We start from the raw sequence: 23,710 nt of genomic DNA, 5'->3' as shown, positions 1-23,710 counted from the left end.
TTTTTGGCTGTAGTCCTACTATTAACGATGATTCCCATATTTCCGGAAAGGGTATCAGCTGCTGCTCAGGAGATCATTGGGGGCCCTTTTTGCCAAAACAATTTGCCGGGTGGAGGTGATAGTTGGGGTTCTTGGTCAGGAAATGGGATAGGAGCAACGGAAGTATATACTGGCATGGGTTCGGCCAGGTATAAATGTGATGGTACTACGCAGCCGACAAATCGTTTTATTGATATTGGAAGATCCATTAAGACTTCGGATTACAGGATTTTTGTTTACATTGAAGGGTCTTATCATACTGATATATATGCATCTAATAACGCAGCAGGCGACAGTTGGAGGCCTAATGGGACGAATTTATATACATGGACTAATGTAACGAAATTCTATGCGGATAGATATTATCAGGGAAAATGGTTAGATATCACCGACTCCATTACATTAAGAGATGTTCGATATTTTAGAGCGGTGGGAGATAGCCAACAGACAAGTGCTGAAATATCCAAGTTTGGAATCCGGGTTATTCCCAAATCGGACCTAATGCCTAAACCACCTCAGATCCATGCAGGTACAGAGGGACAAGCGATCACAGGATGGACCAAAGAACCTGTAACCGTGTGGATAAATGGGGACGTGGCTCCTGAAGGACTAAAATACTATGAATATAGCCTAAATGGAGGAGCGTTTCAGCAATACACCGGGCCTTTCACTGTCTATGACCATGGTGTAAATACAATTTATGCCCGGACAGTGGACGTAAATAATCAGTATAGTGGTCTTTCTTCCGGGAATGTCCGAATAGACAAGATGCCTCCAACTCCACCCACCCTAAGCGCAACGGGAAATAGTAATGACTACACCATTTCATTACAGCCGGGAACAGACGATTATTCTGGACTAGCCCATACTCAATTTCGTTTGACAGGCGTTGTGAATCAAGATTGGCAGGACTATGTTGGAGTGTTTCATGTGAATAAAGATGGCAAAAGCACGGTTTATGCACGCTCCATTGACAGCGTGGGTAATCTGAGCCAAGAAGTAAGCAAAGAAATCACGATTGATAAAAAGGGACCGACTGCTCCTGTCATCCGGGCTAGTGAAACAGGTCCAACGAACCGTGATGTGAATGTTACCATTGATTCAGGAAGTGACTCTACAAATGGAATTAAGATGACACAGTATCGCTTGGGTCCATTAGAGAAGTGGCAGACATACAATGGCACTTTTACATTAAACGCAGAAGGGACTTACGAATTAGCAGCACGGACGATCAATAATCTCGACGTGTCTAGTCCAATCGTGACTCAATCGGTTATGATTGATCGAACCCAGCCAACGCCTCCAAAAATTACGTTTTCCGAGGTAACGACACCTACCCGATATACCAATAAGCCAGTGCAGTTTGCTCTATCGGGTGCGACGGATACTACAGCAGTACATTTTGAATATCAATTGGGTTCTGGCGCCTATGTGCCTGGTTCGTTGGGAATATTAAAGGATTCGGGTATCATAAAAGTGACTGCCCAAGCTGTAGATGCAGCTGGGAATCGAAGTGATCCAGTATCCGTAATGTCTTATATTGATTTGGAACCACCAACGATCCGACTAACGCCGGATTCGCGTGAATGGAAAGATACCCCTATTCATGTGAGGATACGATATGCCGATCAGCATTCGGGGATTGACTCGTCGACAATGCAGTATAAAATCACGAACAGCCCTGATTCACCTGAAAACTGGGATACTGCAGCCGATACAACAATCCAGATGGATCTTTCAAATGAAGGTGAATGGTATGTTCATGCCAAGGTCAAAGACAAGGTGGGTAATATTTATGAAACGGCCAGCAGTGCACTTCGCATTCAAAAGCAGCCCCAGTCGGTTGTGCTCTTTGCGACATCCGTACGAAATACGGAAGCTGATTTGCAGTGGACTCTCCCGTCGGGCCTTGATGATGGTTACGTTTATACAGTCCGAAATCTAACAACTAATGAGGTTTGGGATGTTACGCATCCGGCAAATTCTTTTACAGATAGAGGGCTACAAGGAGGACGGCAATACGAATATGAAGTCCGTTCTAGTAATCATGTAGGAGGCAATGCGTATTCCAATCGAGTCCATGTATTAACGTTACCTGATGCTCCTGATCATATCCAGTTACGACCTGTCTCTCGTCATTCTGCAGAAATCTTGGCTGACTTTACGCCAGTTTCATCAGCTAACAAATATAATATTACAGCAGCAGACGTAAGTACGGGAGAAATCATATTTAAGGATACGGTTACACAGGATGTGTATAATCCAATTACGGGAATGAAGCCTGGTCAATATTACGATGTTTCTGTATCAGCTATTAATGACACTGGAGAGGGTGCAGCAAAGCATGTATCTTTTCTAAGTCTACCAGACAGCCCGAACGGATTCCGGAATGTAACTGTAAGAGAAGATGGAATCGACTTGAAGTGGAATTCTGTAATCACTGCCACCTACTACGCCCTAGAACGTGACGAAGTATCGGTTTATAACGATGTGTATACAGAATTCACCGATACTGATCTTCAGGCGGGAACAGAGTATGGTTATAACGTTTCCGCTGAAAATGCAACAGGATTCGGAGACTATGCTCATCTGGGAGTCATCACTTTACCTGATCGAGTAACTACATTATCCAGTGTAACGAAGGATGTGTATGCTATCGGTGTTGCGTGGCAGGATGTGCAGGGGGCTGAAGGATACATCTTGAATGTTAACGATGAACCGAAGGTGCGGGTTGCGCGTGGTATCCACTCTTATACTTTTGAGGGCTTGCCAGCGGGTAGGTCTGCCAATATTAAAATACGAGCTTACAATCGAAGTGGCACGGGTAGAGATACATCTATCAACGAATTAACACTACCTGATTCGGCTGTGCAACTGGCAACTGAAGATGTTCGCGAGCACGATGCCACGTTGATATGGGCCCCGGTTGATGGGGCAACTCAATATAAGGTAACGATCAACGGTCAAAATTTTTATAGTACGGAATCACGTGTGGTTGTATCTGGTTTAACAGGTGGGAGAAACTATGACTTTCAAGTGAGCAGTGGGAACAGTAGTGGTTTCAGCCAGCCAGCGTTGGGTGAACTGCTGACACTTCCTCCTGAAGTACAAAATGTTAATGTTACAGAACTTGAGGATGGCCAGATTTCACTGAGCTGGGAAGAAATCAAGAGCGCTTATCAATACACTGTAACCCGTAAAGATACGGGGGAAGTTTTTAACACCAGAGATGCTCATATTAAGCTTTCAGATATCCAGCCTGGTATGATTTACTCGTTTGGTATACAGGCCGTGAATACAACGGGGGTAGGTAATATAGCTCCCTTTACGCATCGCGCTTTGCCAAGTCAAATACCGGACAATGGATTGACTGTGAAAGAAGTAACAGATACCGATTTGGTTGTTACGTGGAAAGAAGCTCCGGGTGCAGATGCTTACAATGTCTACCAAAACGGGGTGCTTATCGGTCATACGACCTCCCATGAATTTAAAGTAGATGAATTGGATAGTTCTACATTGTATCGTATTACCGTCAAGCCATTGAACACAAGTGGTGAAGGTAAGCAGACAGAAGGTCAGGTCGAGACGCTGCCGTCTCCAGCGTTTGCGTTTTCAAAGACAGAAACAACGAATAGTGAGTTTATCATCCATTGGGAGTCAGAACATAGAAATGATATTTTCGTTCTCGCTAGGGAAGGAGGAACAGAGCTATATCGTGGTAAGGATCGAAGCTATATCTGGAGACAACTTAAAGAGAAGCAGTTGTATGCCGTTCAACTTTGGGCAGAAAATAGTCAAGGAAACGCACAGAAGCAAAACAAGCGAATGGAAAAACAACGGGTAATACTGTGGACGTAGGTGGCGGAGCAGGAGGGGTGGAGAGTGTAAAACCGATTCAGCCTGTTATAAAGGAACCGATAGAAACAGAGCACATTCAAGATTCAATCGTTGAGAAGAAGCCAAATCGTTTTAGGGACATTGATCGGATATTTAATAAAGAAAAAATAAATATGCTTGCCGATTTGGGTGTAGTAAAGGGAACAACCCACACGCTATTTGAGCCGAACAGACCTGTAACACGTATGGAGTTCACTTCTATGCTGGTCCGTTCCTTGAAATTACCGCTCGAAACGGATGTGAATTTAGGCTTCGAGGATATCAATCCATCGGCGTGGTACGTTGATCTGCTCAAAACGGCGATTAAAGATCAGGTCGCTCGCGGGTTTAGTAATAGAGAATTTGGCCCAGATCGGGTCATTAACCGTGAGCAGGCGGCTAAAATGGTGAATAACATTATTAAGGCTACGCCACAGCAAGAAAGCAGTGCATACTCAGATTCCTCTCAAATTGTAGAGTGGGCCAGAAAGGATGTACTTGGTCTAACCGAGATTAATTTAGTACAAGGATATCCAGATGGTAGCTTTCGTGCCAAACAGGAGGTCACACGTGCGGAAGCGGCTGAGATGATTTATAACATGCTTCAAATGAAATAGAATGAATCAAGGGGCGGCGTTGGCCAGCCCCCTTTTTTTTGTGTACTAACTTAACTTATTCCGCAATAGCGGGGTTTAGATTGGATGCTCTGTAGGCAGGAACGCCATTAATGAGTGCGGTTCTTAGCTGAATATATCGTATACCATAATAGGAGGTTGTACTACTCATCCCGGATGAAAGTACAATTATTTTATAATATGAAAAAGGAATCTCATTACTAAATTGATAGGTTGTTTTTGCAATGGTTGGCAAAGTTTCGACTTCACCTAACCTAAACCAATTTTCTCCGTCATTAGAGCCCTGAAAAGAAAATGAAAGTATAAAAGCTCGAGAAGATGGCTGAGCTAAAAGAATATCATTGATCGTCTTACCTGTATCTAATTTGAAGATGATTTCTCCACCTTTACCGCTTAAGCTGCTTTCCCAATAGAGATTATTATCGATTAAAACATTTTTCGGAAAAGTATTTTTGGAATCCCCGTTGGTTGAAACATTTTCCTCCGCTATAACAACAGGATCCACGGAAAAAGTATAGTTGTCTGGATTTTGACTGAATTTTGCCATGTTGAAGTTCCTCCTTAAGTTTAATTTTTGAATGTGTTGAAAAGGTTGTGTATATCATTTATATGAAACTATCTATGAATATATTCCTTGATGATGGAATGCATACTAGTTATACACTATTCCCCACTCCCATTGTCATATTTAGAAAGAAGTTAATACTCTGTTGAAAGAAAATGGGGAAACCAAGTGGTGAATAATGTAAAGCTATCCCGGGTTTCCCTCTGGCTATATGGAGGCGTTGATTTGTGTCGAAGAGATCTCTACGCTTCGAATTAAGTATTGGAGGTTGCTCCAGAAAGATATCTGGCAAATTGTAACGGAGCAGTTTTCGGAGTACAGGCACGGATAGGCACCTGCCTACATACAATAAACAGACCGCAAGCCCGGTAAGTAACAAAGGCCGGTAAGTTCGCAACTACCTCAGGAGGTGTCATCCGTGCCCGGACTATTTAGCGCTATAGCTCTGTTCATCAAGGAATTGACGCTACTCGTTTCCTACGTGAAAAACAACGCCTTTCCGCAGCCATTGACTGAGAAAGAGGAAGCTCGACACCTAAAGCTGTTTGCCGAAGGCAATGCACACTCCCGTAATACACTCATTGAACATAACCTACGGCTGGTGGCCCATATTGTGAAAAAATTCGATAACACCGGCGAAGATTTGGAGGACCTTATATCCATCGGTACCATCGGACTGATCAAGGCTATCGAAAGCTTTCAGACCGGGAAAGGCACCAAGCTGGCAACATTTGCAGCCCGTTGTATAGAAAATGAAATTCTGATGCATTTACGATCCCTGAAAAAAACACGCAAAGACGTATCACTCCACGATCCTATTGGGACTGATAAGGAAGGCAACGAGATTACTTTGATTGATATCCTCGGCACCGAGGCGGACGATATTGTAGATAAAGTACAGCTCAAAATCGAGAAGAGTAAAATCTATCGCAATCTGGATATTTTAGATGAGCGTGAAAAAGAAGTGGTGATTGGCCGTTTCGGCCTGGAAGCCGGAGGAGAAGAACGAACACAGCGGGAAATTGCACGAGAACTGGGAATTTCGCGATCGTATGTGTCCCGCATTGAAAAGCGTGCATTAATGAAGCTGTACCATGAATTTTACAAGCAGAAGGGGTAATGGATAAGGAGATATATGAAGCCGCTTGAGACCCTTAACAGGGCTGAACTATTCTTTGTTGCTCTTGTAGAGAACGTGTTGTTTTCTAGTTCATTAATTCGATTCCAGGTCTTTGTTCAAATAATCTCCAAAAAGGATCTTCTCCTAACCAGTGAACAGCATGCGCTTGTCTTTTTGTCTTTATCAACATGCTCTGTACTCGTACACCGTTTTTTTTTCGCTTAAATAATAACTATTTTGCTATGTATTTTCATTTAAAACGCCAATAAAAGCCTGTAGTGATTTTCTACACTACAGGCTAAAAATGCTTGATATTATTGGGTATTTTTACTTGGTCAGGACAAGCTCCTTCACTAGTTGGCTCTTTTGGATTGAATTTATTTTCCTACATACTCATCCAAAAAGCGATCTACTCTTTTGAAATACTCAGTGGGGTAATGGTTGATGGCATCGATGTGCTCCGTATTTTGTGGATACCATACTTCTGCTTTTGGGTTATCTTTTAAGGACTCGTAAATAATTTCTGTATTTTTATAACTAATTTGCTGATCTCCAGTACCATGAATGAGCATAACTGGCTTGTCTTGCATCTTTTTTACCGCATCCATAGGAGATATGGAATCAAGATCAACCTTAAAGACCCAATTTGCCATCCATGTCGATGTATAACTGAATGGAAACGCAGGTAAACCTGAAAAGAAGGGCAAACCCTCTTTCAGAAATAGACCAGCATTACGAAAAGGACTATCCGCAATTACGGCTTTGATGTCATCACTTTCACTTGCGGCTAGCAAAGAAGTAGCAGCACCCATTGAAAAGCCGATAACTCCAATGTTATCACCCGTATGGTCTCTCGATTTTAAATAGCTTACAGCTCCTAGCAAATCGTATTTTTCATTGAGGCCCAGTGTAATCAAATCACCATCGGATTTACCTTGTGAACTGAGGTCAAATGCCAAGACATTGTAGCCTTTCGGAACGAAATGCTCTACTAACTTTTGGGTCCGCCCTTTGACTAAACGATTGCTCGTATATCCATGGACGACAATAATCGTCTTATTACTTGCTTTACCAGAAAGACCACTTGCAGGAAAGAAGGAACCTCTAATCGTATTATCATTTTTCAAACTCTTGAACTCGACCTCTTCGTAGGGAGTTTTATCGATATTCAATCCGTAGCTGACATTAGTGTCTCTAGGATGGTGCAACAAGGTGTCTACTACTTTATAAGATATAAAAAATACAAGAGCCGTCACAAGCAAAAGCACGATCCCCAGACTCCATAAAATTTTCTTTCGTTTTTTCACGCGAACTTTAAATGTCAGATCGGGTTGTAATGATGCTTGACTCATTCAGACTCCTCCAGTTTTTCTTTAGGTTGTATGGGTGCGAACAAATAAAAGGCATGCCCCTTCAGATTTTCCCACTCGGGATGATGAATAATACTTTCTCCAAGAGTTAACCCCACTCCATTTAAGAAAGAGATATAGGCACGAGAGATCATTGCTGGAGAAAAGCTTTTGTTGAATTCTCCCATTAATTGTCCCTTGGCATAGACGCATTCGATCGCATCTGTCATCACCTTTATACTTTCAAGGACCTTCTGTGTAAGTTCGGGGAATCTTACTCGTTGTCCTAAGACAGATTGAACAAGCCGCAATTCATTTATATAGGAGTAGATATGGTTGAATTGTTCTGCCACCATGCTCTTAATCAATACGCCCGGCGTCCCCTCTTGTTGTAGACAAGCAAGCGATTTCTCCTGAATATCAGCAAGCGGCTCAAGGACAGCGGCGTAGTATAAAGCTTCTTTGCTGGGGAAATATTGAAAAATGGTTCCAGGAGTCACTCCCACACTCTGCGCTATGATCGCCGTTGTGGTGTTAGAATATCCACTTTCTGCGAACAGGACAACAGCTTCTTCTAGGATACGTTTACGCCGCTCCAGTCTTTTTTCTTCATTGATGGGTCTTGCCAAATGTATTCCCCTCTCTTTAAACTTAACTTTTATTAATTAAATGATTGATTATTTAATTAATAATATATCTTAAATTATGACATATAGCAAGAGTAACTTCTCTTACTTACGAGCAGGATGAACCTCAATATATAAAATAAGCCGGAGGCTACTCAACGTGCGCCTCAGGCTTGTTTTTATCAAGTTATTTTGGATGAGTACACGTTCCGCCTTTCTTAAATTGATAAAACAATGAATATTTGGAGGATCTCATATCCTTCGGTACCATCAGCCTGATGAAGGCCATTGAAAGCTTTCAGACCGGGAAAGGCACCAAGCTAGCAACATTTGCAGCCTGTTGTATAGAAAATGAAATCCTGATGCATTTGCGATCCCTGAAAAAACACGCAAAGACGTATCACTCTTACGGAACGCGGACGTAGAAGCGAGTTAAAATTTTCGTACAATGACTCTACGAGAAAATTTGTTTATACTTTAACTACTTAATAGGAATGCAATGGATATGAGGTGGAACTAATGATTCTGGTAAGTTCGTGTTTGGCGGGCATGAAGGTACGATATAACGGGACGGATAGCCTGGATGTACATATTCAGAAGTTGGTAGAGGAAAAGAAAGCTGTGACGATCTGTCCTGAGCTTTTGGGGGGCTTTGTGACTCCGAGAGAGCCTGCTGAGATTGTTGGAGGGACAGGCGAGGATGTGCTGAACGGCACAGCCAAGGTGGTCGAGTTCTCAGGCAACGATGTCAGCGATATGTACATTAGGGGTGCGTATGAAGCCTTGAATCTTGCCAGAGAGGTTAACGCAACACTTGTTGTTTTAAAAGAAAACAGCCCGTCCTGCGGATCAACAGCAATATATAATGGGTCATTCGAAAATCGTAAAATAGCTGGTAACGGGGTAACCTCGGCTTTGTTAAAAAAGGAAGGATTTAAGGTCATATCGGAAGAACAAATTTCGGATATTTTCTTGGATTAGAATATGTAAGGGTAGATCAAGCGCCTTGCTAGCTTACAGGCTTATACCTGCGAGCGCAAGACGCTTGTTTGTGTTGCGTGCCGTTATACGATATAGATATTACATTATTTAAGCTTTAATGCAAGAATTCCTAGGTGTTCCTTGAGGGCTGTTCCGGTTGTAGACATGGCCCCAGCAGACGGCGAGAGCTTGCCAGCATACAGTGACAGCTTTTCACTTGCCAGATAGTCGGTAGGATAAGCTATGACCTGCATGCCTGCACGCTGAAATTCCAGTGCAGCACGTGGCATATGGAAAGCGGAGGTCACCAGAACAGGTCTATTGAGTTGATGTTTTTTTAAAATTTGCGATGTATATACGGCATTTTGCTGTGTGTTCAAAGAACGGTTTTCGATCAGAATGTCCTTTGCCGGAATACCGAGTCCCAGCAACTGCCTTTGTGCAATATTCGCCTCATTACCACTGTCTCCAAACACTTGCCCGCCGGAGAAAAGAATGGGTAAGCCTGTTGCTTCATGCAATCTGGCCGCAGTGAGCAGTCGATTGGCCGCAGATCCTAGCAGATTGCCTTGTCCATTGATGTCAGGGGTTCCTTCTGTGGCTCCGCCCCCAAGTACGACAATGACATCACCTTGAATGGTACGGGGCTGTGGGTACTGTTTTTCCAGGCTACTGATTAACAAATCTCCAGCCAAATTGGTCGAGGAAACATACAGCAGTAATGTGACAAGAAGCAGTACGACCGCAGGTATACGTGCCCTTTTCCATAGCCAAATCACGAGCCCTGCCATCACGAGGATGAACAAACCGGGAGGGAGCACAAAGCTGTACAAAAATTTGATGATATAAATCAAGTGCAGACAACCTCCTATCCTTATAAGCTTTATCTGTCTTTTTGGTATATTGTAACATAGGCAAATGACTGAATTCCTCTGTTGATAAAGTTGTTCTGTAGGCGTAGTATATAAAGTCTAGTGATTTTTTTCATAGAGGAGCGAGAGCGTCATGGGAGAGTTAACGACAGCCAAGCGGATGATGATGATCGCGCTACTGGTTGTATTATGGGGCATTTCTTGGCCCATTTATAAAGTCGCATTGGAATTCACACCTCCACTGTTGTTTGCAGGACTACGTACACTGCTGGGCGGTCTACTATTGGGAGCGATTTTAGTACCGAGATGGAATCGCATTCGTTGGAAAGAAAATTGGCGGGTGTATGCTATTTCAGGTATTTTTAACGTCGTACTGTTTTATGGTCTGCAAACGGTGGGACTGATGTACGTCCCCTCTGGCTTGTTTTCTGTGCTGGTTTATCTCCAGCCTGTACTGGTCGGTATTTTTGCATGGTTGTGGCTGGGAGAAGCGATGTCCAGACTCAAGGTGGTTGGATTGATCATCGGATTTTTGGGCGTTGCAGCTGTCAGTGTCGGCGGCTTTTCAGGACATGTGGCTGTGGCAGGTGTAATCATCGCCATTATTACAGCCGTGAGCTGGGCATTGGGAACGGTATATGTGAAAAAGGTAAACCAGCGTGTGGATTCGCTGTGGCTGGTTGCATTTCAATGTACACTGGGAGGCATTGTGCTGACGGGGGCTGGAACGGTTACGGAAAGCTGGTCAGATATCGTATGGAATGTCCCGTATGTGTCAGGGCTGATATTCGGCACGGTGCTGGGAATTTCACTCTCCTGGTTGCTGTATTTCACACTTGTTAATTCAGGGGATGCGAGTAAGGTTGCGTCTTATACGTTTTTGGTGCCTGTGATCTCGGTGTTTGTCAGCTCGTTGGTGCTGGGCGAAGCGATTACGGCTTTCCTGCTTATCGGGTTGATCTTAATCGGGCTTAGCATTTATTTGGTTAATCGCAGAGCGAGAGTAGTACGACAAGCTTGAGCGTAGTAGTTGAAACCAAGAGATTGAAAGATAGAACTTGAAACATAGAATTTGAAACAAAGTAACAACAAGGGACTCTTGCACAATAGCAGGGTCCCTTTTTCTATGCCGACAGGTGATACAGTTAAGTGGGTTATGACCTACCGAATTCGAGAGTTTAAGGGGTTTCCTCCCTGGGGAGTTGGTTAAAATTATGATATGGATGACAGCATACAACCAAGCTAAGAAGGGAGATGCGGACGATGGTACGAAAATTATTGATTACAGGTGCGGCAGGTACAATTGGGAAAGTATTGTATGAAGGGCTACAAGCGGAAGGTAAATATGAAATAACCGCTGCTGATGTGAAGAGCGATGAAGAGGCAGGGATTGTGGAAATGGATATACATGATGCTGCACGACTGGATGAGCTCACGCGTGGAGTGGATACGGTACTGCATTTTGCATGGATTAAGGATGAAGGGGATTTTCTCGGCAAAGTGCTGTCTGGCAATGTTAGCGGAGCCTACAAGCTGTATGAAGCTGCGGTCAAAAATGGGGTAAAGCGCATTGTTTTTGCCAGTTCCAATCATGCCACAGGGTTTTATAAAGTAGGCGAAAACATAGATGTAGAAGATCCCTACCGACCAGACAGTTTTTATGGATTGAGTAAGTGCTACATTGAACTATTGGGACGGATGTATGCCGATCAGGGCAAAATATCTTCCATTAATATCCGTATCGGAAATTTTCCTGGGGATGATCGGCCTCATTCGGAGCGCGCCGCTCATATTTGGATCTCCGAGCGCGATATGATCCGTCTGACCGTCTGCTGTATCGAAGCTCGTCCAGAGATAAGCTATCTTAATTTATACGGTACGTCGGCCAATACGGATAATTATTATGACATTGGCTACTTGGAAGAACAAATCGGATATAAGCCGCAGGATAATGCCGCTGAGCTGCTGGAGCAGGCCAAGAAAATCGGATTTCGGGTGAAACAGGATGAAACCACTTTTCAGGGTGGACAAAAGGAATAGAGTAGATCGTTCAAATATGCTTTGTGAATGGGCTCAAGGCGTCGATCAGGCGCCTCATATTATATAAAACTTCACAAATATCCGAATTGTTCACTCCTCAGGACACTCCTTTGTTCATGAAGCATAAGAGGCTTCACTTTTCATTTTGAATGCGCTTACATAAAATATAGTTATACGGCGGCGGTGCTACAAACCTTGCTGTCGGCAACGTATACAGAGGGGGAGTGACTCACATTGAATCAGCCTATGCCCAAAAATTCTGCAATGCTTACAACGGATTCCCGCCTGAACGGTAAGAGGCTGGGAACGGGTAGGAAACACGGTTTTTTCTATGAGCTGTTCCGCAATCGGGTATTATTTCTGATGTTGTTGCCCACTTTAATTTTTTTCTTCATTAATTCCTACATTCCTATGGTAGGTATTTATTATGCATTTACCCAGTTCGACTTTAATACCAGCCTGTTTGATGCCAAGTTCGTCGGACTCCAAAATTTTCGCTTTCTATGGCAATCCGGCACGCTGACAAAACTGACATTGAATACGGTCGGATACAACGCAGCGTTTATTTTACTCGGTAACGTGCTAGCGATTGTTCTCGCTATTTTGCTGAATGAGCTGCGAGGACGCTATTTTAAAAAGATTGCTCAATCCGTGATGTTCCTGCCTTATTTTGTTTCTTTCGTTATTCTAAGTGTCATCGTGTATAACATATTTAATTATGATAATGGTTTCCTGAATACGCTGCTGCTGCAATTTGGTGGTGAACGCGTGGATGTATACAACAAACCATGGGTATGGATTTTCCTGATTATCCTGTTCTATTTATGGAAAAATCTTGGCTACAGTATGGTGATCTATCTGGCAGCGATTACAGGTATCAGTGACGAATATTATGAGGCAGCTAAAATGGATGGGGCCAACATTTTTCAACGAATCTGGTACATTACCGTTCCTATGCTTAAATCGACCTTCGTTGTGCTGCTGTTGTTTGCGCTTGGCAGTATTATGAAAGGACAATTTGATCTTTTCTATCAGTTAATCGGCAACAATGGGGTGCTGTACAATACGACGGATATTTTGGACACTTATGTGTACCGTTCGCTGAAAGTGACTTTTGATGTGGGTATGGCTTCGGCGGCAGGTGTATACCAATCATTATTCGGCTTTGTACTGATCATGACTGTGAACTATATCATCCGCAAGTTGAACGACGAGTATGCCTTATTCTAGAAAGGAGGACCCAAACGGATGGCGATCAAAGAAGATGTATACACTCGAATTTTTAAAATTATCTCTTATGTGATTATCATTATTGCTTCCATTGCTTGTTTACTCCCGTTCCTACTTATTATTTCGGCTTCACTAACCAGTAATGAATCGATTATCAGGGATGGATATCACTTTATACCACAGCAATTCTCACTGGAAGGTTACCGGACGGTGTTCACCTTTCCTGAAGAGGTGTTAAGGGCGTACGGGGTGACGATTTTTACTACGGTTGTAGGTACGACGTTGGGCCTGTTCCTGATGACAATGGCAGGATATGTGCTGGCACGCAAAGATTTTAAATACCGTAATGCGTTTTCATTTTATATTTACTTTACGACGCTGTTCGGAGGCGGGTTGGTACCTTGGTACATTATGCTGACGAAGTATTTAGGTTTGCTCGATACGTATACAGTGCTTATTTTTCCGGGATTGATGACTCCGTTTCTGATCATTTTGATGAAAAACTTCATTCGTTCCTCCATGCCGGAAGAACTGTTCGAGTCCGCTAAAATAGATGGTGCGGGTGATTTTAAAATTTACTATCGAATTGTACTGCCTTTATCTACACCGGGTATTGCCACTGTAGGGCTGTTTCTGGCCTTGGCTTACTGGAATGACTGGTTCTCCTCCTCACTCTTTATTAACGATCCACATAAATACCAGTTGCAATATTATCTGTATAATGTAATTAACTCCATGCAATTTATCGCTCAAATGGGTGCAGGTACTGGTGTGTCCCTTTCCAATGATATGCCGACAGAATCGACCAAAATGGCAATGGCGATCGTGGTTACTGGACCCATTTTGCTGCTCTACCCGTTCATTCAGCGTTACTTTGTCAAGGGGCTGACCATTGGCGCGGTAAAAGGATGAGATGGCATAACGTGCTGACGGTATGCCATCTCAGCAACACTTTTTGTAAGCGTTTTATTTAAACAGACTACCATTTCAAAGGGAGGATTCACATGACATTCACAAAGAAAAGAAAACAACGCATGTCCATCCTAGTTGCAGTAATGGTCATCATGGCGCTATTAGCCGGATGTGGGGGCGGTAGCGGAAACAGCGCACAAAAAGCAAATGGAGACGATGATAAATCCCAGAAAGTGCAGCTGCAATTCTATATGCTGGGGGATGCTCCTAAGGACCTGCCTACCATTGAGGCAGAGATTAATAAGTTAGCTGAAAAAGATCTGAATGCCACCGTCAAATTTAACTATACGACGTGGACAGACTGGGATCAGAAATATAAGCTGTTGTTGTCTTCTGGTCAGCCTATTGACCTGATATTCACTGCAGATTGGACGCAGTATCAGGCCTATGCCAAGAAGGGTGCATTCCTGCCGCTAGACGATCTGCTGCCTAAGGCTGCACCTGCCTTGCAAAAATTTGTGCCTCAGGACATGTGGGATGGAGTTAAAATCGGAGGCAAAATTTATACCGTGCCTGGCACATATAAAGAATATGTCACAAACGGTTTTGTATGGCGTGAGGATTTACGTGAGAAGTACAATTTGCCTAAACCGACAGATATGAAAAGTTATGAGGCTTATATGGATGGGATACGTCAGCATGAGCCAAATATGAAAACCGTATCGCTGAACAGCGATATCAAGGGAAATCTGCATGACCGATATACTGAGTTAGTAACGAAGAGCGTGGGCACACTGCCTTACGGTATCGGTATTAAATACGAAAAACCAACAGAGGTATATAAATTTTGGGGCTCGGATGAACAAAAGGAAGAGCTGAACACTTACAAACGCTGGGCCGATAAAGGATTCATTCCCAAAAACGTATTAAACGTAAAAGATACGCTTCAGGATCAAGTGACTTCTGGTAAAGCAGCGAGTATTTTCGGTGACAATCCAACCCGGTTTAATGATATGGTCATTAAGCTCAAAGCATCTCACCCGGACTGGAAGCTTGAGTATTACCCATTCCCTTTGACGACAGGTTATGCAACTCCAGTGCATCCGATTCATAACGGCTTTGCGATTCCAAAAAGCAGCCCCAATCCGGCGCGTGCATTAGCTTTTTATGAAAAGCTTGTGACGGACAAACGCTATAACTTGCTCACGCAATATGGTATTGAGGGCAAAAACTACGAAGTCAAAGATGGTTACTACCAAATGATAGGTAGTGGCAGTACGAATGGATTTTCACGCGAAGGTATGAACAGCTGGGCTTGGCGTAATCCAGAATACATGCTGTTTGATTCTGGCTTTGACCGTGTGAAGAAAATTTTTGCCGAGCTGGATAAAATTCAGAAGCCTGACCTGTTTACCGGCTTTGCAGAGGACTACACGACCTACCAAGCAGAAAAAGCAGCTCTAGAACAGGTTGAGAAGCAATATCTGTATCCGCTCCAAGCTGGACTGATCGACAATGTAGATCAAGGCTTACAGACCTTCTTGCAAAAGGCAAACCAAGCTGGTCTGGAAAAAATTCAAACCGAATATACAAAACAATGGGAAGCCTATGTAAAGGAGAAGGGTATTAAATAAAACATAAAGAATTGTGATAAAGAAAAAAGCAAGTCTCCAGAAAGTTGGAGGCTTGCCTTTTTAATGTCAGTTTACTTATTGCGCATTCGCTTTAGAACGGCGAAAATCTGTCGGTGTTACGCCCAAGCTACGCTTGAACATACGATGGAAATAAGAGCTGCTCGCAAATCCGGTTTGTTCTGCTACATCAGCCACGGACCAGTCGGTCTGTTCCAGCAGCTCACAGGCCTTGCGAATACGGAGTTGTTGGATGACGTCCACGATGGTGGACATAGTCTGTTGCTTATATAGCCTGCTGACATAGATCGGCGACATATCCAGCTCTTCCGCAATCTGATTGAGACAAAAATTGGAATCTGTATAGGCTTGCTCCATTCGTTCATTAATTTGCCGCACTAATCGTTCCTGTTTCGTGTTTCGTTTTTCCGATAGACTGGAGCGAATATGATCAAAGACCAATTGATAATGATCAATAAGATTCTTAGCAGTCTCTAACTGATCTGCGGATGGTAATTCAGGTTTAGATTCTACAGCAAATCCATTGAGCTCACTGATATGCCGAACAGCATTATTCACACTCATGATGAGCCGGGATATTGCCACTTGAACAGAGGGAAACGGATATTTTTCCATATGCATCAATAATTCTTTGAACATACTGTGTGCATCCTCCGTATGACCAGACAGTAGCGTATCCAGCATTTTTTTCTCTTTATCGGCTGGATATACGTAAGTATTTTGGATATCTTCGTCTGTAGTGTTTTGCGCATTAATAATGCAACCATGCCCCTGAAAAAATCGGTGCATAGATGCGTCTTGTACCTGGCGGTACAGCAGATGCAGCTTTTCTGGTTGACTCGTGATGGCACTGTAAGTCAGTGAAACGCTCAGCTTCAAATATTCAAAGCAAGCTTCACGTATTTGGCGTAATAAGGTTTCTAACAGTACAGTGTCTGTATGCTCTGCGGGATCGAGAATGTTAAGCATCAGCAGTACGCTATCCTCATCCATATCAACGGTCTCGACCCGGTACGCCTGTCCGCATATTTCAGAAGCAATGTTCATAATTGCAAACTTATAGGGTAGCAGGTCAGGTCCACGTTCGCTTTGCCATCGGGCATATTCATCTATACGCAGCAGCACTAGGCGGTAGTCTTTGTCGAACTGGAACGTAATCTCAAGCTCGCGTAATCGTTCTGGTTCTTCTCCGGCAGGAAGATTTCGGATTCCTCGGATCACATTCCGTAAAATGTTTTGCCGGATCGTGTACATGCTGTTTCGTTTCTCCGATTCCAGTGAATTCATATGCACAACAATTTGGCCAATAGGCGTATACAACATTTTGGACAGCAGCCACGAAGCCACGAATCCTGCCAATGCAATGATAGCGGCTATCAGTAACATCGCATTACGAATAACACTTGCCATTTTGATAACGCTTTCATACGGTGTGACACTAATATACTGCCAACCTAGTCCATCCGGGGAGGTGTAGGAAATGAGTGATCTTTTACCATGAAAGTCCTCTACAAAATAGCCTGTTTCTTGTTTTTTGACTCTCGTGTGCAACCATAGTTGTTCTTTTTCGTTCAAAGTTTCGTTTGTCAATGTTGTACCAGACAACAGTCTGCCCTGATCGTCTAAAATATAAGCGGTCCCGCCTGAGATTGGATTCGAAGCCATTTCCTTGTTCATCCAGGCCGCCGACACATTCACAATCACAGCCGAATTTATCGCTTCGTTCGAGTTAATTGCGTCATAACATAAATACGTATAGGCTGCGATATCTGGGCTTGATTGCTCTACTCCAGCTCCGGAGTCTGAGGCAGTCAGCAGCGGATACGTGCGTGGAATAGGCGTAAAGGGTTTATAGTCCTGATAATGATCCAGCACGCGAATGATATCTGTATCAGCCAGTTCATGTTTGCTGAATAACCCGTTTTGACCTTGTGAGGACGCAATGTAGAAGGTGCCGCTTTTAGGATTAAACACGTAGATGGATTCGATATACGGCATGGAGTTAAGATAATTGTTCAATTCAGTCATGGCAGCGGTTACATCATATACATTAGGTTTGGGATAATACAACAACTTGGATAGGGTACTGCTGCGATACATTTGGAATGCCAAAGATTGAGCAATAGATGTCATGTTAATCACTTCTTTACTTCTTAACGTCAAGCTGTTGTGATTGGCCTCGAATGCCTGCTCCTTTTCCACGCGAATATAGTAAAAATAATACACAGTGGTGGATACCAGCAACGTTAGCGTAATACATAACGTAATGCTGACCAGCAATTTGCTGTGAAGCTTGTGATGCTTTTTGAAATTGCTCATATGAACAGGCCTCCTGTCTGTGTGCACGTAGCTATAAAGTACACCCTATTTATGTATTCATTATACGTGTGATCTTGTGAACAGGACAGTGAACAAACCGATTCTTTGTGAAAAATAATGATTATTTCGTAAAAAGGCCAAGAACACTTATACGCATTGGATTGCGTCGGTTCCCGGCCGGGTTTGTCTATTTAAATAAAAGAAGAAAAGAAGACGGTACTACAATTAGTCAGGAAATTGAACGTTACCTTTAACGATATAGGCTCCGCCTATACCATTTTCCGCTAGAGCTGGGATGGTATCGTTCAGCACGACACCACGAATGTCCGTAATCCGTATTTTCAGGGGTTGTTTTCCTAAGTTAGTACCTAGAAAGTGGTTGTAATCCTGTTTTTCGAGATTGAGCCATTGTCCGTTTTGTTGAACTTCCATTTTCAAGACCGGATATTTATGATTGCGTACTTGAATGGCTGCCCACCATTGGCTGCTGCCTTCTTTAATACGGTAGGAGACATTACCGTTAACCGGAGCTTTGACAACTTTCCATGAAATATTGATTTTTCCATCAATTTGATTGCCAATCAGGTTGAACGCGTTTGGGGAAAGATCGAGCGCACCACTTGGACCTTCAGGGTAAAGATCAGTTACATACACGGTTGTTTTCCCTTTTGGACCTTGAACTTCCAAATAGGCTCCAGCTAATGCAGCTTTGATTCCGTTATAATTCAGTTGTGTGCGGTTAAGCGCTGTAATTTTGGCATCCGAAGGGATGGGATCAAGCAATAATGCCCCTCCAGAGTAACCTGATCCTGTATATGTGGCGTACCCTGTGTATGTATCATTCCAAGCAGCAGAAGCGGGAAGGGCGAATAATACAAGACTTAGCAACGATGTCAGACCGATAGTTTTGAACTTTCGGAACGCCGATTTTTTTTGCATAATCATTTCCTCCTTATTCATTTAATAGATTCATATAGTAAATATAAACACTATATTACCTAATATTTCAAATTGTACAATAGGACTTTGAGGCAAAAAGAAAATATTGAAGATGTTTGTCAACTTACTCATAGGCCATATGTCTTGTTTTTTGGGAAATGGTTGAGGGTAGGGCTGACTAGAGAGTAAGCACAATAGGAGGGGGATAATAGTGAGGGATGAATGTCTTTTATGTACCGCCAGTAAATTTGATGGGAAGCGGATGCCTGTTAGCAGACAATGCCATGAAATTTAGAGCGATTAAACTAGGACTTTTGAATGAAGTCTTTTAAATAGAATAAGCGAACTATTGTTCTCCTTTTGTTTGTCGTATACAATCGAATCATGCTGATTCAAATGGAGTGATGTTGAACTCTGTTGTATGCTGCAACGAAAGGATGTTTTGCACCATGATGGGAAGAGCCCATTTGATTATTGGAACCGGGGTCTCCTTGTCGGTGTTAGCTTTAAGTGGATACGAAGTGACCCCGGCTGCCGTGGCAGCTGCTGTGGTCGGCTCACTGTTGCCGGATATTGACGAGCCTAACTCCATGCTCGTGAGCCGTGCGCTGCCAACCAAAATGCTTAGGCTTGTACAGCTTCTAATGATTGGGGCTGCTGGTTGGGTATTTTTCACCCGTTTGGCTCCGCCGCCATGGAATCTTGTGTTGGCTTTGCTGATGATCAGTGCTTCTTTTATGCCTTCACGATCCATGCGCAAGGTTATTATCTTTCTAATTGGTATCGGCCTGGCCTGGTATGGAGAATCATATGCACCGTGGAATTATATCGCCGGGTGTCTGCTGATCATTTGTACGCTAGTCCCACACCGGGGGTTAACTCATACGGTATACGGGACAGTCACATGGACCGCGCTGCTTTATGGTACGACACGTTTGCACGGTGACAGCATATGGCTGGCTGGAGGTATGGCGTACTTGCTGCATTTACTGGCAGATTCCTTGACGAATAATGGAATTAAACCTTTGCCACCGTTCAAATGGAAGCTGCGATTTAAATTGATGAGTACCGGAACCCGGAAGGGAGCGAAGGTAGAAAACGTCTGCATTGCTCTAACTACTGTACTTGTAGTGATTGCTTTGCTTCGTTATAAGCATTTGATTTGAAATGTTCTATCTTTTGTTTCTATTAAATTAAAAAAACAGTCAATGCACGTTGTACGTGTCTTGACTGTTTTTTATAGATTGCGATTCTCTATTACACCTTAAACTCGTTCTAGAATGGTATTCAGCGTTGTACGATCCAGGTTTTGAACCAGCTTGATGATCAGCTCTTTGGCTGCATCATAATCATCAGTGTGAATAATGGATGAGGAAGTATGGATGTATCGTCCACAGATGCCTATGACAGTGGATGGCACGCCAATTCCGCTCAAGTGCACTTGACCTGCATCGGTTCCCCCTGTGGAGATGAAATATTGATACTTGATTTTGTGAGTTTCCGCCATGTCTTGCACGTATTCCACAATCCCGCGATGTGTGATCATACCCGGATCAAATACCCGCAGCAGTGCCCCTTTACCGAGGTGCCCGTAAGCATTCGGGTCGCCGCCCATATCGTTGGCTGCACTGCAATCCAGTGCAAAGAATATATCCGGCTGAATCAGATTGGCCGCTGTGCGTGCACCACGCAGTCCCACTTCTTCTTGAACAGTTGCCCCCGCATATAATGTATTGGGAAGCTTGTCTTTTTCTTTATGTAACGCTTCAAGTAGTTCAATAGCCAAGCCTACACCGTAGCGGTTATCCCACGCTTTAGCCATGATTTTTTTAGGATTTGCCAGTGGAGTGAAATCACAAATCGGCGCAATGGCTGTTCCTGGTACGATCCCCAGATCTTGCGCTTCTTGTCTGCTGTCTACGCCGATATCCAGATACATATGCTTGATGTCCATAGGTTTGCTGCGTTGCGATTCATCCAGCAAATGAGGCGAGACAGAGCCAACTACACCGATAACTGGTCCCTTTGGAGACAATACTTGAAGACGTTGTGACATAATGGCTTGGCTCCACCAGCCTCCAACCGGCTGAAAACGAATCATTCCATTTTCTGTAATACCATTCACGATAAAACCGACTTCATCCAGATGGCCTGCCACCATTACACGTGGCCCATTCTCTTGACCGCGTAGCACCCCAAAAAGACTGCCCAATCGATCTTGCACGATTTCATCGGTATAGCCGGATATCCGTTCTTTAACCCATGCCCGCAACTCTCGTTCATGCCCAGGAATGGAAGGAAACTCCGTTAAGGTTTTAAACAATTCCAATGTTTTTGATTCCATGATGTATACCTCACTCCTTATTAATTAACCAGTGGTCGTCATGTATTTAGTATGAATGGATTTGTACGGAATGTCCACGATATCATTTTCCTGACATAACATTTCTCCAAAAAGCTCATAATGAAAAAGACCCAAGCAATTCGAACCGCCAAGCGCGAAAACTTACAGATAAGGGGTGGTGAATGATGCCAGCTAAATCCGGGCAGCGCGGTTTTCGTACCAATACGTCGCCGCTGTCCATAAATGAGAAGGACTATCAGAATATTTCACAAAAGCATGAGCCCACGAGAAAAGTATTTGCCAATTGTGTACGCGCTTTTCTGGTTGGAGGCGGGATCTGTGTGATTGGACAGGCGATTCAGGAGGCTTTTATGGCAGGAATGCACATATCAGCCAAGGAGGCCGCCCCGCCGACCTCATCCATGATGATCTTGCTGGCGGTCATATTAACCTGTATTGGGGTTTACGATAAGGTTGCCCAATGGGCGGGAGCCGGAACCGCAGTGCCCATTACAGGCTTTGCTAACTCGATGTGTTCGGCTGCATTGGAATATCGTTCTGAGGGACTGGTGCTCGGGGTGGGCGCGAATATGTTCAAGCTGGCAGGCTCGGTTATCGTATTCGGGGTGGTGGCCGCATTTATCGTAGGCGTTATATATGCCATCCTTGGTGTGGGAGGCAATCACTTATGAGAAGACAGGGAGGACAAACCTGGAAGTTTGAATCAAGACCGCGCATCATTGGAAGTGCCACCGTTGTGGGCCCGGATGAAGGAGAGGGGCCGTTGTCCACAGATTTTGATTATATTTATGACAATATAGAAATCAACGAGAAAACGTGGGAAAAAGCGGAACGTAGATTGATTGAGCATTCTACAGAGCTGGCGCTAATTAATGCCAATTTGAACAAAGAAGAAGTGCAGTTTTTTATTAGTGGTGATCTGATGAATCAGATTATCAGTAGCTCCTTCTCGGCTAGCAAGCTTGCCATTCCCTATTTGGGTGTTTTTGGAGCCTGCTCAACATCAATGGAAAGCTTAGCCTTAGCCGCACTTATTGTGGACTCAGAGGCCGGTGACTACGTGATGGCGGGTACGACTAGCCATAACTGTACTGTGGAAAAACAATTCCGCTATCCTAATGAATACGGATCACAGAAGCCCCCTACGGCTCAGTATACTGTTACCGGTTCCGGCGCCGCAATTGTAGGACATGCTAAGTCAGGGACGGTGGTGGATTGTGCTACCATTGGACGTGTAATGGACATGGGCATTAAAGATCCTTTTAATATGGGTGGAGCCATGGCTCCCGCGGCTGCGGATACGCTGTTGTCTCATTTTCGAGATACTGGTCGTGATCCTGGTTACTATGATCTCATTGTAACGGGCGATTTAGCTTCAGTGGGGCTACCTATTGCCAAGGAACTGCTCAAAAAAGATGGGTTCGATATGAATCAGACGGAATTTAATGATTGCGGTTTACTGATTTACGATATTAATAAGCAAAAGAAAGTCATTGCAGGAGGCAGTGGTTGTGGCTGCTCGGCTGTTGTAACCTACGGGCATTTGTTGAAGCGAATCGAAAAAGGAGAGCTGCAAAAGGTACTGGTCGTGGCGACCGGAGCGTTATTATCTCCTTTGACTACACAGCAGGGTGAAAGCATTCCTTGTGTTGCACATGCTGTAGCTTTTGAAGCGGGAGGAACAGTATGATATTTCTATGGGCTTTTTTAGTGGGTGGTGCCATTTGTGTCGTGGGCCAGTTGATGATGGATGTGTTCAAAATGACGCCGGCACATACGATGAGTACGTTGGTGGTTGCAGGTGCAATTGCTGATGCTGTTGGGATATACGATCCGCTTATTAAATTTGCAGGGGCGGGTGCGACCATTCCAATTACCAGTTTTGGTAACTCACTTGTACACGGCGCATTAACCGAATTGGAGAAGGACGGATGGCTGGGTGTCATTACAGGGATTTTTAGTCTGACAAGTGCAGGAATTTCCTCTGCGATTATTTTCTCTTTTCTGGCATGCTTGTTTGTACGTCCAAAAGGAAGCATATAAAAACAGCGTACTTTAGATTTGACATAGTAGAATAAATAACTGTATACATGTACCCTTCGGATCTAATGACCGAAGGGTTTTTAATTGTTCTGCACATGAAAGATCGAAAGAAGGATGGAGCTTGAATAATATGGGCAGGGGGTTAAG

General features: G+C 43.7%; 20 protein-coding genes and 1 pseudogene. 14 read left to right on the top strand and 7 right to left on the bottom strand.

Annotated features, from left to right (window positions below):
• The first annotated feature begins 3 nt into the window (after positions 1 to 3).
• Complete coding sequence (locus AC5ELV_RS08655) at positions 4 to 3,897, top strand: fibronectin type III domain-containing protein (protein ID WP_493429853.1); 3,894 nt, start codon at positions 4 to 6, stop codon at positions 3,895 to 3,897.
• Positions 3,898 to 3,914: 17 nt separating this feature from the next.
• Positions 3,915 to 4,532 (top strand): S-layer homology domain-containing protein, encoded by a 618-nt coding sequence (locus tag AC5ELV_RS08650; protein ID WP_493429852.1) that lies wholly within the window; start codon positions 3,915 to 3,917, stop codon positions 4,530 to 4,532.
• A 55-nt stretch (positions 4,533 to 4,587) separates the two neighbouring features.
• On the opposite strand, the gene AC5ELV_RS08645 is transcribed toward AC5ELV_RS08650, so the two are convergent.
• A complete protein-coding gene (locus tag AC5ELV_RS08645) occupies positions 4,588 to 5,097 on the bottom strand; it encodes a discoidin domain-containing protein (RefSeq protein ID WP_493429851.1) in 510 nt (169 codons plus the stop codon).
• Positions 5,098 to 5,533: 436 nt separating this feature from the next.
• Between AC5ELV_RS08645 and sigK the strand changes: the two genes are divergently transcribed.
• A complete protein-coding gene (sigK, locus tag AC5ELV_RS08640; protein WP_013311218.1) occupies positions 5,534 to 6,235 on the top strand; it encodes an RNA polymerase sporulation sigma factor SigK in 702 nt (233 codons plus the stop codon).
• 377 nt (positions 6,236 to 6,612) lie between these two features.
• On the opposite strand, the gene AC5ELV_RS08635 is transcribed toward sigK, so the two are convergent.
• A complete protein-coding gene (locus AC5ELV_RS08635) occupies positions 6,613 to 7,587 on the bottom strand; it encodes an alpha/beta hydrolase (RefSeq protein WP_493429850.1) in 975 nt (324 codons plus the stop codon).
• The gene (locus AC5ELV_RS08630; RefSeq protein WP_493429849.1) at positions 7,584 to 8,213 is read right to left on the bottom strand and encodes a TetR/AcrR family transcriptional regulator; all 630 of its coding nucleotides are present in this window, start codon (positions 8,211 to 8,213) and stop codon (positions 7,584 to 7,586) included. The genes AC5ELV_RS08635 and AC5ELV_RS08630 overlap by 4 nt, the downstream gene beginning before the upstream one ends.
• Positions 8,214 to 8,446: 233 nt before the next feature.
• Here AC5ELV_RS08630 and AC5ELV_RS08625 point away from each other — a divergent pair.
• Both AC5ELV_RS08625 and AC5ELV_RS08620 read left to right on the top strand, forming a co-directional pair.
• Positions 8,447 to 8,616 (top strand): annotated as a pseudogene (locus AC5ELV_RS08625) (sigma factor); the annotation flags it as partial.
• A 113-nt stretch (positions 8,617 to 8,729) separates the two neighbouring features.
• A complete protein-coding gene (locus AC5ELV_RS08620; RefSeq protein WP_493429848.1) occupies positions 8,730 to 9,191 on the top strand; it encodes a 2-thiouracil desulfurase family protein in 462 nt (153 codons plus the stop codon).
• Positions 9,192 to 9,295: 104 nt separating this feature from the next.
• Here AC5ELV_RS08620 and AC5ELV_RS08615 read toward each other — a convergent pair whose 3' ends face one another.
• Entirely contained in the window at positions 9,296 to 10,045 is a 750-nt protein-coding gene (locus tag AC5ELV_RS08615) for a YdcF family protein (protein WP_493429847.1), read from the bottom strand.
• A 151-nt stretch (positions 10,046 to 10,196) separates the two neighbouring features.
• On the opposite strand from AC5ELV_RS08615, the gene AC5ELV_RS08610 reads away from it, so the two are divergent.
• From AC5ELV_RS08610 to AC5ELV_RS08590, 5 genes are all read left to right on the top strand, one after another.
• Positions 10,197 to 11,084 carry a DMT family transporter gene (locus AC5ELV_RS08610; RefSeq protein ID WP_493429846.1) on the top strand — a complete coding sequence of 296 codons (888 nt, stop codon included), beginning with the start codon at positions 10,197 to 10,199 and terminating at the stop codon, positions 11,082 to 11,084.
• A 242-nt stretch (positions 11,085 to 11,326) separates the two neighbouring features.
• On the top strand, positions 11,327 to 12,103 hold the full coding sequence (locus AC5ELV_RS08605) for an NAD-dependent epimerase/dehydratase family protein (RefSeq protein ID WP_493429845.1): 777 nt from the start codon (positions 11,327 to 11,329) through the stop codon (positions 12,101 to 12,103).
• Between the two features lie 234 nt (positions 12,104 to 12,337).
• The gene (locus tag AC5ELV_RS08600) at positions 12,338 to 13,333 is read left to right on the top strand and encodes an ABC transporter permease (RefSeq protein WP_023989544.1); all 996 of its coding nucleotides are present in this window, start codon (positions 12,338 to 12,340) and stop codon (positions 13,331 to 13,333) included.
• Positions 13,334 to 13,351: 18 nt separating this feature from the next.
• On the top strand, positions 13,352 to 14,245 hold the full coding sequence (locus AC5ELV_RS08595; RefSeq protein WP_061830389.1) for a carbohydrate ABC transporter permease: 894 nt from the start codon (positions 13,352 to 13,354) through the stop codon (positions 14,243 to 14,245).
• Positions 14,246 to 14,337: 92 nt separating this feature from the next.
• Complete coding sequence (locus tag AC5ELV_RS08590; protein ID WP_493429844.1) at positions 14,338 to 15,879, top strand: extracellular solute-binding protein; 1,542 nt, start codon at positions 14,338 to 14,340, stop codon at positions 15,877 to 15,879.
• 75 nt (positions 15,880 to 15,954) lie between these two features.
• Here the strand turns inward: AC5ELV_RS08590 and AC5ELV_RS08585 are convergent, their stop codons facing one another.
• Complete coding sequence (locus tag AC5ELV_RS08585; RefSeq protein WP_493429843.1) at positions 15,955 to 18,216, bottom strand: AraC family transcriptional regulator; 2,262 nt, start codon at positions 18,214 to 18,216, stop codon at positions 15,955 to 15,957.
• A gap of 225 nt (positions 18,217 to 18,441) precedes the next feature.
• Positions 18,442 to 19,155, bottom strand: a complete 714-nt coding sequence (gene exlX / locus AC5ELV_RS08580) for an expansin ExlX (protein WP_493429842.1) — start codon at positions 19,153 to 19,155, stop codon at positions 18,442 to 18,444.
• 449 nt (positions 19,156 to 19,604) lie between these two features.
• Between exlX and AC5ELV_RS08575 the strand changes: the two genes are divergently transcribed.
• The gene (locus AC5ELV_RS08575) at positions 19,605 to 20,321 is read left to right on the top strand and encodes a metal-dependent hydrolase (protein ID WP_493429841.1); all 717 of its coding nucleotides are present in this window, start codon (positions 19,605 to 19,607) and stop codon (positions 20,319 to 20,321) included.
• Positions 20,322 to 20,419: 98 nt separating this feature from the next.
• On the opposite strand, the gene AC5ELV_RS08570 is transcribed toward AC5ELV_RS08575, so the two are convergent.
• Complete coding sequence (locus AC5ELV_RS08570) at positions 20,420 to 21,499, bottom strand: M42 family metallopeptidase (RefSeq protein ID WP_493429840.1); 1,080 nt, start codon at positions 21,497 to 21,499, stop codon at positions 20,420 to 20,422.
• Positions 21,500 to 21,684: 185 nt separating this feature from the next.
• On the opposite strand from AC5ELV_RS08570, the gene spoVAC reads away from it, so the two are divergent.
• From spoVAC to spoVAE, 3 genes are read left to right on the top strand one after another with little or no spacing between them, the layout of a single operon-like run.
• Positions 21,685 to 22,191 (top strand): stage V sporulation protein AC, encoded by a 507-nt coding sequence (gene spoVAC, locus AC5ELV_RS08565; RefSeq protein ID WP_493429873.1) that lies wholly within the window; start codon positions 21,685 to 21,687, stop codon positions 22,189 to 22,191.
• A complete protein-coding gene (spoVAD, locus tag AC5ELV_RS08560) occupies positions 22,188 to 23,210 on the top strand; it encodes a stage V sporulation protein AD (protein WP_023989537.1) in 1,023 nt (340 codons plus the stop codon). Before spoVAC ends, spoVAD begins: the two co-directional genes overlap by 4 nt.
• Entirely contained in the window at positions 23,207 to 23,563 is a 357-nt protein-coding gene (gene spoVAE / locus AC5ELV_RS08555) for a stage V sporulation protein AE (protein WP_013311204.1), read from the top strand. Before spoVAD ends, spoVAE begins: the two co-directional genes overlap by 4 nt.
• Positions 23,564 to 23,710: the final 147 nt, after the last annotated feature.

The organism is Paenibacillus sp. NMA1017, assembly GCF_058895805.1.
This window is presented reverse-complemented; position numbering and strand designations above follow the sequence as displayed.

What these genes read in the sequence shown, in the direction of transcription:
- AC5ELV_RS08645 (WP_493429851.1), bottom strand. Translation starts at nt 5,097, where the DNA reads ATGGCAAAATTCAGTCAAAATCCAGACAACTATACTTTTTCCGTGGAT.
- AC5ELV_RS08635 (WP_493429850.1), bottom strand. Translation starts at nt 7,587, where the DNA reads ATGAGTCAAGCATCATTACAACCCGATCTGACATTTAAAGTTCGCGTG.
- AC5ELV_RS08620 (WP_493429848.1), top strand. Translation starts at nt 8,730, where the DNA reads ATGATTCTGGTAAGTTCGTGTTTGGCGGGCATGAAGGTACGATATAAC.
- AC5ELV_RS08610 (WP_493429846.1), top strand. Translation starts at nt 10,197, where the DNA reads ATGGGAGAGTTAACGACAGCCAAGCGGATGATGATGATCGCGCTACTG.
- AC5ELV_RS08605 (WP_493429845.1), top strand. Translation starts at nt 11,327, where the DNA reads ATGGTACGAAAATTATTGATTACAGGTGCGGCAGGTACAATTGGGAAA.
- AC5ELV_RS08595 (WP_061830389.1), top strand. Translation starts at nt 13,352, where the DNA reads ATGGCGATCAAAGAAGATGTATACACTCGAATTTTTAAAATTATCTCT.
- AC5ELV_RS08590 (WP_493429844.1), top strand. Translation starts at nt 14,338, where the DNA reads ATGACATTCACAAAGAAAAGAAAACAACGCATGTCCATCCTAGTTGCA.
- AC5ELV_RS08585 (WP_493429843.1), bottom strand. Translation starts at nt 18,216, where the DNA reads ATGAGCAATTTCAAAAAGCATCACAAGCTTCACAGCAAATTGCTGGTC.
- exlX (WP_493429842.1), bottom strand. Translation starts at nt 19,155, where the DNA reads ATGCAAAAAAAATCGGCGTTCCGAAAGTTCAAAACTATCGGTCTGACA.
- AC5ELV_RS08575 (WP_493429841.1), top strand. Translation starts at nt 19,605, where the DNA reads ATGATGGGAAGAGCCCATTTGATTATTGGAACCGGGGTCTCCTTGTCG.
- AC5ELV_RS08570 (WP_493429840.1), bottom strand. Translation starts at nt 21,499, where the DNA reads ATGGAATCAAAAACATTGGAATTGTTTAAAACCTTAACGGAGTTTCCT.
- spoVAC (WP_493429873.1), top strand. Translation starts at nt 21,685, where the DNA reads ATGCCAGCTAAATCCGGGCAGCGCGGTTTTCGTACCAATACGTCGCCG.
- spoVAD (WP_023989537.1), top strand. Translation starts at nt 22,188, where the DNA reads ATGAGAAGACAGGGAGGACAAACCTGGAAGTTTGAATCAAGACCGCGC.
- spoVAE (WP_013311204.1), top strand. Translation starts at nt 23,207, where the DNA reads ATGATATTTCTATGGGCTTTTTTAGTGGGTGGTGCCATTTGTGTCGTG.